This window comes from Paenibacillus sp. FSL W8-0194 (assembly GCF_037969745.1).
GTDB lineage: Bacteria > Bacillota > Bacilli > Paenibacillales > Paenibacillaceae > Paenibacillus_AQ > Paenibacillus_AQ cookii.
In genome coordinates, this window is the sequence record NZ_CP150205.1 from 2,827,017 (window position 1) to 2,840,290 (window position 13,274).

Here is a 13,274-nt window from a genome sequence, read left to right on the forward strand (position 1 = left end):
GGCGGGGGAAGAAGTAGGAGTTAGACGATAAATAGAGCAAAGATGATTGCGCTCCCGGAAAAGCATCTTACTGATGACTGTCCAAAAGGCTCATAATAAATATCAGGAAGCAGAGGGTGTATGAACTGCATGCAAATTAAGAAAACAAGGACTGGTTTGAGAGTAAGAAGTCTTCCGGGTGTGCATCCGGAAGTTAGAAGAGCATGCCTAGAGTTTGCAAGCTGGATCAGAGGTAACATGGAATTTCCCATCAGAGTTGTGGTCTATCTAAAAAAAGACTATTATATTTTAACTAAGTTCAATGAGGAAGTTTCTGCATCATTTTTTGCACCATATAATAAAAATGATGAACCATATATACGTATTGCAACGGGCGACTTTGAGGAGTTGGATTCAAAATATGGTAGAAATAACACCTTAGCTTCTTATCTTGTATCATTTGCCCATGAGTTAATCCACTACCAACAATGGATTCATGATGAACCATTTCTTGAAAAAGAAGCTGAAGAAAAAGCAAATGTAATTGTAGACCAATATGCGGAATCGAGAGAATATCCGTGAGTATGATTGTTTCCGAGGACGGTCCGCTTGCCTGGAGACGCACCCGGACTTGGCTCAAGCGCGGGGGCGCTTTTCGGGCAGCGAGGGGATAGACCGTCCCCGAATCTGACGGCTTCTGAAGCGATTGACATGGAGGAGCTGGCAAGCGGCACAATGCCAACTCGACCTGAGGGTCCCTAAGTCTCCACGGCCACCACGTCATCCGAGAGTATCGTTTCACTATCTTTGAATGAAAGCGTCACTCCGCCTTGATCCTGCACGAAATCCACGCATCGTTTATTTAAGACGATCGTTCCAGGTTTTAATGCATTCCTAAGGGCATGTAGAAGGTCTGCTCGATGAATCGTGACAAAAGTCTGTACCGAACCGTTCGCTCCCGGGGATTGATAAGTGCCCGCGCCTTCATACAGCGTGACGTCATGCCCTCTTTGCTGCAGGGCGAAGGCTTGTACATAGCCCCCCGATTCCGCCCCTTATAATGACGACTTCCGACATTTCATCATTCCCATTCTCCCTTCTGCTGACCACCAATCCCTTCCCATATCATTTCGAACCGATCCAAGAAAATCGAAACCGGGTTCTGAACTTGATCGGGGAATGAGAGCCAGCTTATAACGGTTTGAAAATAAATGGAAACCAAGAGGGACGACAAGCTTTCCGGACTCATGTGTCCTTTTAATTCTTTTTTCGCCATGCCTTCCTCCATAATCGGTACCAGGGCAGCTTGAAAGTCTTTGACTTGCTTGCCTTCCTGTAGCCTAATTCCCCTCAAGTATCAATAAATCGATCCCCCGGTTTTGGGTTGTTTACATTTTTTCGTTCATGATTTACTCCGGGAGAATATTACCTTCACATTTCCGGTTTATTCTAAATAGAAGCTTGTAACGTTTGCAGATTATATTCTGAAAATGACAATAACTAGGAGGAATAATGTGAAGAAGTTACTAACAAGCATGATGGCAACATCTATTATTTGCAGCGTAGGCGCATTTTCAGGATCAGCTCAGGCACAACCGGATGAACATGCATTTTCCAAAAATCCAGGCCTTACTTTTGATGTCATTAGTGACATTCAAGGGGATATCGACGACTTTAGGCATGTGCTTCAAGATATGAGACAGGTAAACCCTGCTTCCAAAGCATTAATCGTGAATGGCGACATTACAGACCGAGGGTGGGATTTTGAATACCAAGCCGTACAACAAGTGTTGGATCGTAACCCCCATCCGGAACATGTTTGGTACAGCATCGGAAATCATGAGTTTTATAAGCCGAAATGGGCATCTCCTACACAATTAGCGCAAAATACGTGGCCGAATCAGACGCCGGAATCCGAAATGTTCCAAAATTTTTATAACTTCACGGGTGAGGAGAAAGTCTATCATAAAAAAGAATTAGACGGATATCCGTTCCTGTTCTTAGGAACCGAAAAATATATGCACTACCATGACAAATCCTTGTGGGATGAGGTTTACCTTAGCGATGAGCAGCTTGATTGGTTAAAGCAAAATCTTGAAGAATATGCTAAAAAAGATCCCAATAAACCCATTTTCCTGTTTAGCCATCATATCCTCAAGGACAGTATTTCAGGCTCCAAACAATCCCCTTATACCGGAGATTACTTAGAGCAAGAAAAATTGGAAGCCATCTTAAAGGATTACCCGCAGGTCATTCTTTTTACAAGCCACAGTCACTGGGATCTCAATCTTCCGGATTGGGCCGGCAAAAAGGTGGTAAAAGGAGGGGATCGGCGCGGTTTTACTGTCGTGAACACGGCTGGTATTCAAATGGGCTGGGCATCGGCAGGTCCTCATGGGGGCGAAGTGCCGACAGGCCTTGATTTTAAGCAGGGTCTTCAGGTGGAAGTGAACGGAAATGACGTGAAAATCAAAGCGTACGACTACAAAACGGACAAAGTCATAAAAGAGCTGGGCGTGCATCATGGTACGATTGTCCAATTACCTCCCAATGTTGAAGCTGACGATGAAAAAATTGAGCTCATTGGCGCTACGCAATACATGGAATACTCTGTAAATGGAAATGGGAATGGGAATAGCCGCTGGGTGGACTATGATCCGAAGAATCCGCCAAAATTTGAAGGGAACCAAACGGTATTCGTTCGCCACAAGGGTGAAATGAATCTGGAGGATGGATTGTCTAAAAAGGTGACTTTCAAAAAATAATGCCCCATTAGAGCAGAGCGTTGATTTTATCAGCGCTCTTTTTTTACGCACGCAAATGGTGTCTTGGGGACAACAACAGGAATAAAAGAAAGATTCATGGCACCCGCATAAATATGGAGAAAAAATGCTTACACTAACATCACCATCTTTCCTTGAAGGGGGACATCTGTTTTGGATGCGCAGTTTCTGGATTTATTGGCCCAGAAATATGATACGGAAGAAAAAGTCGTCACCGAAATCATCAACCTTGAAGCGATCTCCAATCTCCCCAAAGGAACCGAACATTTTGTCAGTGATTTGCACGGGGAATTCCAGGCTTTTCAGCATGTATTAAGAAACGGTTCGGGTACCGTAAAAGAAAAAATCAAAGCGTTGTTCCATGAGGTGTGGACGGATGATGAAATCAATGAGTTCGCGGCGTTAGTTTATTATCCGGAAGAAAAAATACAGCTGGTTAAAGGAGATCTGTGCAATAAACAAGCCTTGGACCGATGGTACAGACAAACGATTGAACATATGCTTAAGCTCATTTCTTATGCCTCTTCCAAATATACGCGCTCGAAATTGCGCAAAGCTCTGCCGGAGCAGTTTGTATATATTGTGGAAGAGCTGCTGTACAAGACGGATTCATCCCACAATAAGGATCCTTATTATGAGGAAATATACCGGCAATTGATCTCCTTGGGCCAGGCGGACAAGCTCATTACCGGCCTTGCTTATACGACTCAGCGTCTGGTCGTTGACCATCTTCATGTGGTCGGAGATATCTACGACCGCGGGCCGGACCCCGATAAAATTATGGACACGCTGATCAACCACCATTCGGTAGACATTCAGTGGGGAAACCATGATGTCCTGTGGATCGGCGCCTTTGCGGGTTCCTTGGTCTGCCTCGCGAATATTATCCGGATCTGCGCCAGATACGACAATCTGGACATCATCGAAGACGTATACGGAATCAATCTGCGCCCGCTGCTGAACTTGGCGGAGAAATACTATAACGACAATCCGGCCTTCAGACCGAAGCTGCAGAGCGACCATAACAGTTCTGAACAGGAAATCCTGCAGATTACCAAAATCCACCAGGCCATAGCCATCATCCAGTTTAAGCTTGAAATCCCGATTATCAAGAGACGTCCTTACTTCAACATGTCTGAACGGCTTTTGCTGGAGCAGATCGATTACGACAAAAACGAAATCAAGATGGGCGGAAAAACTTACCCGCTGGAAAACACCTGTTTCGCAACCGTAAATCCGCAGCAGCCGGAACAGTTGCTGGAGGAAGAACAGCAGGTGATGGAAAAATTACTGTTCTCCGTTCAACATTCCGAAAAGCTGGCCAGACATATGAATTTTCTTATGAAAAAGGGCAGCCTTTATTTGAAATACAACGGGAATTTGTTAATCCACGGCTGTATTCCCATGGACGAAGAAGGCAACATGGAAGAAATGCAGATTGAAGACAAACGGTATTCGGGCCGTCAGCTGCTCGACGTTTTTGAATATTATTTGCGTTACGCCTATGCGCATCCGGAGGAAACCGATGATCTGGCTACGGATATGGTATGGTACCTCTGGACAGGGGAATGTTCTTCGCTTTTTGGAAAGCGAGAAATGACCACCTTTGAAAGATATTTTATCCAAGATAAAGAAACCCATAAGGAGCGCAAGAACCCTTACTACCATCTGCGCGAACATGAGGAGATCTGCCGGAAGATCCTGCAGGAGTTTGGTTTGAATCCGGATCATGGGCATATCATTAACGGCCACACGCCGGTTAGAGAAATCCGCGGAGAGAACCCGGTTAAAGCGGGCGGGAAAATGGTCGTCATCGACGGCGGTTTTTCCAAAGCCTATCAGTCCACAACGGGCATCGCCGGATATACCTTGCTGTACAATTCCTTTGGCATGCAGCTTGTCGCCCATCAGAAATTCAAATCCAGGGAAGACGTATTATGCAACGGAACGGACGTCCTGTCTGTCAAAAGGCTGGTGGACAAGGAACTGGAGCGGAAGCTGGTCCGGGAAACCAATGTCGGGGAGAAGCTGCAGCAGAAAATCTCCAATTTGAAGAAGCTTTTGGATTATCGCTACATGAAATAAAGTCGCTAATTTAGCGGCTTTTTTGTTTTACTCGCTTGTTTAATCGGTGCAAGCTAGCGGACAGGATGATTTTGATTTATTCAAAGAGGATATTTTGAGGATCCTATAGAATCTCTATATGGTAAATCAAGGTTTAGCTGGGTTAATCCATTGGGGGTTAAATATGACAACGATTAGGAAATGCACACTGGATGACGTGCCTCAAATCGCTGAATTGTCCCGGTTATGGGCAGATGAGGCTGTTACGTTTGCATATCCGGCATCGAATGCTGAAGAGATTTCCAAGCGCTTAGGGGATTACTTTTGGGTTGCCGAACGGGAGGGCAGGATCGTCGGATATACGCACGGGGTTATTCAAACTTCCCAATATCCTATATTCCCTTTAAACTCCCGATTTCTAGAGATTTACGAAGTTTATGTTCACCCGGATTACAGGGGGGATCGGATCGGGCATCTATTGGTCGATCACATGATTGCTGAAGCCGAATCAAACGGCGTAACTCATGCGCTTGTAGGTTCATCGAACCTGGATTGGCAACGTAGCGTCGGTTTTTATGAGCGGCAAGGGTTCAAAATGTGGTATGTACAAATGTACCGCTAGACATATTTTTAGGCGGCTCTTAATGAATCTTACAGGATATGCAGGTCTTAAACCCATGTTTGCGGATACCTGATGGTGTCCGCTTTTATTTTCATGAGAAACGGCATCTCTATGGATGTTTACCTGTGCTGATCCTTCAATTTTTCAAAAGGTAGGTAAACGATATGAGGAAATTATTAAAGAAAGCCAGCATGGTTATCATGGGAATTTCTATATTCAGTTTAATAGGATGCAGCCATTCCAGTGAAACAACAGCTAAACTCATTGAGAAAGAGTTGTCCGATAAATATAATGAATCCTTTAAAGTAAAATATTTAGGGGAACGGAAAATGGTTTTGTAGATTCGGATCAAGATATTCAAACGAGGCTGAAAGGAGGGAGGAATTAAGCTTAGCTTATCACTGGTAAGATTGGTATTCTGCGCAGTAAAATCGATCGAATAGGCGGGCATTTAAATAGATTTTGAATAAGGAGGGGTATGATTGATCGTCCTGAAAGATATCGGGAGATTCGAGGAGCTGCCGGAAATCGCGATGCATATTTACCAAGGAAACATTCCGGCTTTAGATGCGGCAATCGCAGCAGGCTGGGATATTGAGGAGGGGATCGTACTTAGTAAGCATATTACGCTAAGTCCGTTAGATCTGGCGCTCATATCGCAGCAAAGGGAGGTTATCAAGCTGCTGGTAGAGCACGGCGTCAACCTGAATGTGCATCTTCGTCCAGCTTTTTTGACAGCCGTTCGCTATTGCGGGGAGGACATCGTCCGTTACATTGCAGCGCAAGGAGCCGAGATGGACAAGCTCGATCAAACGGGGTCGGGCGCGTATTCACAGGCTTACTATGGCAACAAAAATAATATTCCGCTGATTCATGAGCTGGGATTAGATATCAAGCTGCACGGCGGTGTCCTCATGCGTCAAGCCGCCTCGGACCATGACCTGAAAACACTCAAGTATTTGCTCGATCAGGGGGTGGACATCAATTATAACCAACCGGATATGGTCTATCCTTATCAGGCGACTCCGTTAACCGTGGCTGCTCGGATGGGGAATATGGCCATGGTCAAATTTTTGGTTGAACACGGCGCGGACGTTACTCTAGCGGAAAAAAACGGCGAACGGCCGTATACGATTGCCATCAGCAATAAGAATACGATCATGGCTGAATATTTGAAATCGCTGGAACCGGCTGATTTTCATCATGCGGAGAACAAGAAATACGAGCTTAAAAAATATAAATTACCCGATGAACTGGTCCGCTTTCTTACGGGAGACCAGCTGTGCCTTGAGCTGGCGCAAAACGAATATGAAATCCGGTATATCGATTTTTTCACATTGACCGATACGATAGAGATGAAAGTCGGCAGGCAAAAGCTGCTGCGTCTTTCCGCCGAAATCGACAATTACGCTGACCTGCAGTTGGTTTGGAACCCGAAAAATAAAGGCCGGATCGGCTGTTATGACGGGGAGCATCAGGCTTATGCAGACTTATGCAGCTTTACGGAATTCCTCGCACAACCCGAACGGCACCTCATAAAGTTTCTTGAGGGAGAGTTGTAAATGACGACGAAAAATCAAATTTGGTGTTTTAACGATGTTGTTAGCTAACCGGCAGTATATCCTGAAAATTAGACAAAGCGCCTTGATGCACCTTATAGTAGGGATATCATCGGACAGAGGGGTAGAGAACTGTGGGGAAAGCGACAATCGGGGATGTGGCGGCGCGCGCCGGCGTGTCCAAAAGCACCGTATCCCAATATCTAAACAAAAGATACCAGCATATGGGCCAGGAGACGCGGATCAAGATCGAAGAAGCGATTGAGGCCCTCGATTACCGGCCCAACGTTCTTGCCCGGGGGCTGAAGCAGAAGCGGACCGGTTCGGTCGGCGTCATCGTCGCCAACATTATGCACCGGCTTTCTACGGAAATATGCCGAGGCATCGAGGACTATTGCCAGGAGCAGAACATCAGCGTCATTCTGTGTAACAGTGACGAGGACGGCGAGAAGGAGAAAAAATATACCGAAATGCTGCAGGCCAAGCAGGTCGACGGTATCATTCTCCTGCCTACGGGCAAGAACGGGCCATTGTATGAAAGCCTCGCCGAGCAGGAGTATCCGATCCTCTTCATGGACCGTCGCGTAAACAACGTCAAGGCGGATACAATTGTGGTCGATAACAGGAAGGCAGTCACCCGGGCAGTGGAGCATCTGGCGTCGCTCGGCCACCGGAGCATCGTCTTGGCTACGGGACCGCTGACGATCAGCACGCGAACCGAGCGTACGGAGGGGTTCCGCGCAGCTATGCGTGAGCTCGGTCTGGATGACGGGAGTGGTAACATCATCAATGCGGAGATCTCCTCGCTTAAAGACCGGCTTCGCAAACGCTTTGAGGGACCGGAGTCGCCGACGGCACTCATTGCGGGGAACGACCTGGTGCTGCTCGAAACGCTTGCTTTTGTTAAGGAGCAGGGGCTGCGTGTGCCAGAGGATTTGGCGCTGGTCGCATTCGACAACATTCCGTTCGCCCACCTGTTGACGCCGACGCTAACGACGATCAACCAGCCTTCCCTGGAGATGGGCAGAAAAGCGGCCGAGCGCCTGATTACCCGCATCCGGTCGGAGGAGGCGCCGGAGGCGGCCGAGTTTGTCTTTGAATGCGAGCTTGTTGTGCGCGAATCATCCGGCCAGGCCCGTTGAAGGTGCTGCCGAGGTCATCATACACTATAAACAAAACCAGCTTTGGGTCCGGGACCGGGAGCTGGTTTTTGTTGTAGTTCATCCAATTTGGGATAAGTCTCCATGTTTGAAGGCTATGCTTTTTCGGAATCATGACAGCGCTTAAATGTAAGGGGTTGCAAAATGATGAATCCAGGTTTATAATGAACCCATGAGATGAAGTAAATCGGTTTACTAAATCGGTTTACGAAAGAGGGGCGGTATTCCTGGTATCCTGATAATCCGATTTAGTACGAAGGAGGATGACTATATGAAGGCAGTTTTTGTGCCGACCTCTGTATTCGGCAATACTCCCGGTCTGCAGCATGAATGGGCGCAGACGGTTCGCGCCGCCGGAGCAGACGGCATTGAAATAAGGCGGGAATTGTTCCCCCCGGGGAAGCTGCCGCTTGCCGAATGCCGCGAAGCCAACCGGAACAGTGGGTTGCGCTGCATATATTCCGTTCCGCTGGAGCTGTGGGACGAAGCCGGAAGGCTGAATGAAACGCAGCTGTCTGGGATTCTTGAAGAGGCGGGAATTCTAAGGCCGGAGATGCTGAAGGTGTCGCTTGGGCATTTCATGGCGGCGGACTGGGCCGATCCAGGAGAAGAAGCGATTGAAGCGACTGGAGGCCGGAAGTCTTCGGAAGTCTATGCAAGCAGTAACAGCGACGAACGCCTGATCCGTCTGGGCGAACTGCTTGATCAATACAGGGCTTTGCATGGACCGCTGACTCTGCTGATCGAGAATGACCAAACGCCGTATGGAGGCAACGCCGGAAATTTGAAAGCGTTCTTTCAGGCGGTGGAGCGTTCGGGTCTTGGCGGAGTGGCCATGACGTTCGATACCGGCAATTGGTTGTATGCCGGAGAAGAGCCCGTGAAGGCGGCGCTGGAGTTGGCTCCTTACACCAGCTACATTCACTGCAAACATGTCATATTTTCCGAAGACAATGATTTGCAAACGCTTCCTATTCCTGAGGAAGAAGACGCAATCTGGCGAGAGCTGTTGGCTCAATTGCCGGAACATGCGTCCCGGGCGATTGAGTTTACGCTTCCCGGACCGGAGAGTCTATCAGGGTATCTGAAGATGCTCCGGCAAGCGCCAGGCATGCCTGGAAAAGGACGAAAACGGACAGATTGAAGGAGGCATGGCAACCATGTTGAAAGATTCGGTAACTTTTGGAGAGGCTATGGTTATGTTCGTAGCGGGCAGACCCGGCGCCTTGAAGGACATTGACACCTTCAGCCGCCGTCTAGCCGGGGCGGAAGTCAATGTGGCCGTCGGCCTTTCGAGACTTGGACTAACTTCCGGGTGGATCAGCCGATTGGGCGAGGATGCATTCGGTGATTATATCGTGGAGTATCTCGCTAGGGAGAAGGTGGACATCGACGGTATTACCCATGATTCTCGCTATCCAACCGGGTTCCAGCTGAAGTCGATGGTGCTGGAGGGAGATCCGCAGGTGCAATATTTCCGGAAAGGTTCCGCCGCAAGCACGCTTGGTGAGGCCGATGTGGACTCCGGCTATCTGACCGGCTTCCGGCATCTGCACATGACCGGCATTCCGCCCGCGCTGACGAAGAGCACCCGCGCATTCGCTTATGCGGCGCTGGAGACGATGAAGGGTGCGGGACGGACCGTTTCTTTTGACCCCAATCTGCGCCCGTCTCTCTGGTCTTCGAAAGAGGAGATGAGGAAGGTCATCAACGACCTGGCGTGCCGGGCGGACTGGGTGCTGCCGGGGATCGAAGAAGGGGAATTTCTGACCGGCTCCAGGGACCCGAAGAAGATCGCCGAATTTTATCTGAACCGGGGCGTGTCGCTTGTTGCCGTCAAGCTGGGGCCGGAAGGAGCCTATTTCCGCACCCCGTATGAAGAGGGAACGGTTCCGGGCTTTCAGGTGAAGAAGGTTGTGGATACGGTCGGGGCTGGGGATGGCTTTGCCACAGGCTTGATCGGGGGACTTCTGAGGGGGTTAAGCATCACCGAAGCGGTGCGGCAGGGAAATGCAATCGGCTCGATTGCAGTGCAGTCCGTTGGGGATCACGATGGATACCCGACGATGGAAGAGCTAAAGGCATATCTTCACTATCATCTGACAGGAGTGAGAACGAGATGAACAAATCGAACAAAGGCAGCTTCGTCGCTTCACGCTGGCTGCGTCTAATGCCGATCGTCTTTGTAACGTACAGCCTAGCCTACCTTGACCGGGCGAACTACAGCTTTGGCGCGGCTGCCGGCATGGCCAAGGATTTGCAGATTTCGGCGGGAATGTCTTCGCTGCTTGGCGCGCTCTTTTTCCTGGGGTACTTCTTCTTCCAGGTACCGGGTGCCCATTATGCCGAGAACAAAAGTGCCAAGAAGCTCGTATTCGTTTCGCTGATTTTATGGGGACTGCTGGCGGGAGCTACCGGTATCGTCCATAATGTTCATATTCTCATCATCATCCGTTTCTGTCTCGGCGTGGTTGAAAGTGCAGTTATGCCTGCGATGCTGGTCTTTCTGAGCCACTGGTTCACGAAAAAAGAGCGCTCGCGCGCCAACACCTTTCTCATCCTTGGCAATCCTGCAACCGTGCTGTGGATGTCCATCGTCTCGGGTTATCTCGTATCCGCTGTCGGCTGGAGATGGATGTTTATTATTGAAGGTTTGCCACCGATTATTTGGGCGTTCTTCTGGTGGAAGCTCGTGAACGACAAACCCGCTGAAGCGAACTGGTTGACCGCAGAGGAGAAAAAGGAACTTGAGATTACCCTGAATGAAGAGCAGAAGGGACTGAAGCCCGTTAAGAACTACGGCGAGGCGTTCCGGTCGCCGCTTGTCATCCGGCTGTGCCTGCAGTATTTTTTCTGGAGCATTGGTGTCTACGGCTTCGTCATGTGGCTTCCTTCGATTATCAAGGCCGCTCCTGACATGAGCATGGTCGCTACCGGGTGGCTGAGCTCCGTTCCTTATGTGCTCGCGGTCATTGGGATGCTGGTCGCGTCCTATTTCTCGGATAAAACGGAGAACCGGAAAGCCTTTGTCTGGCCGTTCCTGCTTGTAGGTGCGGTTGCCTTCTACGCCTCTTATTTGCTGGGAGCGGATCATTTTTGGATTTCATTTATTCTGCTGGTCATCGCCGGCGCCGCAATGTATGCCCCTTACGGACCGTTCTTCGCCATCATGCCTGAAATTTTGCCCCGGAACGTCTCGGGCGGCGCCATGGCGCTGATTAACAGTATGGGGGCGCTCGGTTCTTTTGCCGGATCATACATCGTCGGCTACCTAAACAGCTTCACCGGAAGCTTCGGCGCCTCCTATATTTTTATGGCCGGCTCGCTGCTTCTGTCCGCAATTCTGACTTTAACCGTGGGCAGATCTCGCAAAACGGCGGAATCGACTCCAGAGGGAAAGCTTGAGGTGTCGACAAGATGAACATTCAACTTGCATTGGACCGGATGAGCATACAGGAGGCCATCGATATGGCGAGATTGACAGAATCTTATATCGATTGGATCGAAGTCGGCACTTCTCTGATCAAAGAATTCGGCATGGCGTCTGTAGAAGCGATGAAGCGCGAGTTTCCCCACAAGATCATTGTTGCGGATGTCAAAACCTTCGATAATGCCATATACGAGTTCGAATTGTGCTATAAGGCGGGGGCTGACGTGGCAACGGTCATGGGTGCCTCTCCGCCGGTCACCGTTGAGCTCTGCATGAAGACCGCCCAGACATGGGGCAGGCAGGTCATGATCGACCTGCTTCATACGACGCCGGTGGAACAGGCGGCGCTTGCCCGGTACGGGGAGGCGGTCCATTGCTTCCATGTCAGCAAGGACCAGCAAGAGGGAGGCGGCTCCCGCTTGACCAGGCCGGGCGCATATGAAGCCGCATCCGATGCACCCGGTTCGGTCAGCGAAAGCCAGGCCGAGCTTCGGATCGCTGCGGCGGGCGGGATCACCCTGGATTCTCTGCCGGGACTGTTCGCGATGAAGCCGGAGGTTCTCATCGTCGGCTCCGCGATTACGAAAGCAGCGGACCCGACCGCCGCTGCCCGATCGTTTCAGGACTGCATCCGGAAACTGGGGAGCAGGTAGCGGGTCATGCCCGGGCTCCAATGGAAAGATGTATATTATAGAAGCAACGTCCGAGCAGCGAATATCATTACATCCGGAGGTTTCGAATGCGGATGAATTTTGCTCGATCGCGAATGGAGAAGGAGAGACTGAACAATGATGAACAAGCTGATGACGATACTCGCGGAAGCTCGTGCTGTGCTGGAACGGGTAGACGAGAGTGATGTTAACGAGACAGCCGCCCTACTGGCGGGTGCTCCCCGGATCTTTGTCGTAGGTGAAGGCCGTTCGGGACTGATGGCCAAATCCTTCGCCATGCGGCTGATGCACCTCGGCGCGACCTCGTATGTGATCGGGGAGACGATTACCCCTTCGATCGCCGAGGGTGATTATGTAGTCGCCGTCTCCGGCTCCGGAACGACGCATAGCGTCGTCTGGACCGCAGAGAAGGCGCGGGAGCTCGGCGCGTCGGTCATCGCCCTGACGACCGACGCCGAATCCCCGCTCGCCCGCTCGGCCGTGCGGGTGCTCGCCATTCCGGCGGCCACGAAGCACCGCCGGGAAGGCGAAAGCGCGAGCATTCAGCCGCTAGGCTCGCTGTTTGACCAATGCGTCCATCTTGTGCTGGACGCGGTCTGCCTGTGCTACGCGGAGTCTCGCGGCGTGGACAATGCCGCGGCGTTCAAGCAGCACAGCAACGTGGAATAGCGAAATCCGTGCTTCACCGCCGCTCTACTGTCAAGCATTTCACTAGCAGGTCATAGACTTTAAGCTAATGATCGAGAGCTCAATGAATACATGTTAAGGCAGTAGCTTATTTGGTCGGTACTGTACGGCACTCAGCCGTCCGGAGGTATTTTTGGACAACGCGTCGGTGCAAGCAAAGAAGCGAACCTACAGTATTCTTGGCTTATCGATCGAGAAACTGTAATAATGAAGCAGCCGGATGTGATTACCCGGCTGCTTTCGTATAACTAGACCGACTTCCCCTCATGATTTTGATGGAATCTTCCAATGCTATGTGCTGGGACTGTATGAGATCACC

The 13,274-nt window shown here is 50.0% G+C and carries 12 protein-coding genes; 11 read left to right on the plus strand and 1 reads right to left on the minus strand.

Going from position 1 to position 13,274, the window contains the following annotated elements:
- Positions 1 to 120: 120 nt before the first annotated feature.
- Positions 121 to 561 carry a hypothetical protein gene (locus MKY58_RS12705; RefSeq protein ID WP_339324841.1) on the plus strand — a complete coding sequence of 147 codons (441 nt, stop codon included), beginning with the start codon at positions 121 to 123 and terminating at the stop codon, positions 559 to 561.
- A 499-nt stretch (positions 562 to 1,060) separates the two neighbouring features.
- Here MKY58_RS12705 and MKY58_RS12710 read toward each other — a convergent pair whose 3' ends face one another.
- Positions 1,061 to 1,255: a hypothetical protein gene (locus MKY58_RS12710; protein WP_339324842.1), complete on the minus strand. Its 195-nt coding sequence runs from the start codon at positions 1,253 to 1,255 to the stop codon at positions 1,061 to 1,063.
- Positions 1,256 to 1,493: 238 nt separating this feature from the next.
- Here MKY58_RS12710 and MKY58_RS12715 point away from each other — a divergent pair, with 238 nt between their 5' ends.
- From MKY58_RS12715 to hxlB, 10 genes are all read left to right on the plus strand, one after another.
- Positions 1,494 to 2,744, plus strand: coding sequence for a DUF4073 domain-containing protein (locus MKY58_RS12715; protein WP_339324843.1), 1,251 nt, complete (start codon positions 1,494 to 1,496; stop codon positions 2,742 to 2,744).
- A gap of 171 nt (positions 2,745 to 2,915) precedes the next feature.
- Positions 2,916 to 4,847, plus strand: coding sequence for a fructose-1,6-bisphosphatase (locus tag MKY58_RS12720; RefSeq protein ID WP_339324844.1), 1,932 nt, complete (start codon positions 2,916 to 2,918; stop codon positions 4,845 to 4,847).
- A 163-nt stretch (positions 4,848 to 5,010) separates the two neighbouring features.
- The gene (locus MKY58_RS12725) at positions 5,011 to 5,448 is read left to right on the plus strand and encodes a GNAT family N-acetyltransferase (protein WP_339324845.1); all 438 of its coding nucleotides are present in this window, start codon (positions 5,011 to 5,013) and stop codon (positions 5,446 to 5,448) included.
- Positions 5,449 to 5,930: 482 nt separating this feature from the next.
- On the plus strand, positions 5,931 to 7,010 hold the full coding sequence (locus MKY58_RS12730) for an ankyrin repeat domain-containing protein (RefSeq protein WP_339324846.1): 1,080 nt from the start codon (positions 5,931 to 5,933) through the stop codon (positions 7,008 to 7,010).
- Between the two features lie 131 nt (positions 7,011 to 7,141).
- Entirely contained in the window at positions 7,142 to 8,149 is a 1,008-nt protein-coding gene (locus tag MKY58_RS12735) for a LacI family DNA-binding transcriptional regulator (protein WP_339324847.1), read from the plus strand.
- Between the two features lie 289 nt (positions 8,150 to 8,438).
- Positions 8,439 to 9,311: a hypothetical protein gene (locus MKY58_RS12740; RefSeq protein ID WP_339324848.1), complete on the plus strand. Its 873-nt coding sequence runs from the start codon at positions 8,439 to 8,441 to the stop codon at positions 9,309 to 9,311.
- A 16-nt stretch (positions 9,312 to 9,327) separates the two neighbouring features.
- Positions 9,328 to 10,290: a sugar kinase gene (locus tag MKY58_RS12745; protein WP_339324849.1), complete on the plus strand. Its 963-nt coding sequence runs from the start codon at positions 9,328 to 9,330 to the stop codon at positions 10,288 to 10,290.
- Positions 10,287 to 11,588 (plus strand): MFS transporter, encoded by a 1,302-nt coding sequence (locus tag MKY58_RS12750; RefSeq protein WP_339324850.1) that lies wholly within the window; start codon positions 10,287 to 10,289, stop codon positions 11,586 to 11,588. Before MKY58_RS12745 ends, MKY58_RS12750 begins: the two co-directional genes overlap by 4 nt.
- Positions 11,585 to 12,250, plus strand: a complete 666-nt coding sequence (gene hxlA / locus MKY58_RS12755) for a 3-hexulose-6-phosphate synthase (protein WP_339324851.1) — start codon at positions 11,585 to 11,587, stop codon at positions 12,248 to 12,250. Before MKY58_RS12750 ends, hxlA begins: the two co-directional genes overlap by 4 nt.
- 138 nt (positions 12,251 to 12,388) lie before the next feature.
- Positions 12,389 to 12,937 carry a 6-phospho-3-hexuloisomerase gene (gene hxlB, locus MKY58_RS12760; protein ID WP_339325139.1) on the plus strand — a complete coding sequence of 183 codons (549 nt, stop codon included), beginning with the start codon at positions 12,389 to 12,391 and terminating at the stop codon, positions 12,935 to 12,937.
- Positions 12,938 to 13,274 lie beyond the last annotated feature (337 nt).

What these genes read in the sequence shown, in the direction of transcription:
- hxlA (WP_339324851.1), top strand. Translation starts at nt 11,585, where the DNA reads ATGAACATTCAACTTGCATTGGACCGGATGAGCATACAGGAGGCCATC.
- MKY58_RS12740 (WP_339324848.1), top strand. Translation starts at nt 8,439, where the DNA reads ATGAAGGCAGTTTTTGTGCCGACCTCTGTATTCGGCAATACTCCCGGT.
- MKY58_RS12705 (WP_339324841.1), top strand. Translation starts at nt 121, where the DNA reads ATGAACTGCATGCAAATTAAGAAAACAAGGACTGGTTTGAGAGTAAGA.
- hxlB (WP_339325139.1), top strand. Translation starts at nt 12,389, where the DNA reads ATGAACAAGCTGATGACGATACTCGCGGAAGCTCGTGCTGTGCTGGAA.
- MKY58_RS12750 (WP_339324850.1), top strand. Translation starts at nt 10,287, where the DNA reads ATGAACAAATCGAACAAAGGCAGCTTCGTCGCTTCACGCTGGCTGCGT.
- MKY58_RS12710 (WP_339324842.1), bottom strand. Translation starts at nt 1,255, where the DNA reads ATGGCGAAAAAAGAATTAAAAGGACACATGAGTCCGGAAAGCTTGTCG.
- MKY58_RS12745 (WP_339324849.1), top strand. Translation starts at nt 9,328, where the DNA reads ATGTTGAAAGATTCGGTAACTTTTGGAGAGGCTATGGTTATGTTCGTA.
- MKY58_RS12725 (WP_339324845.1), top strand. Translation starts at nt 5,011, where the DNA reads ATGACAACGATTAGGAAATGCACACTGGATGACGTGCCTCAAATCGCT.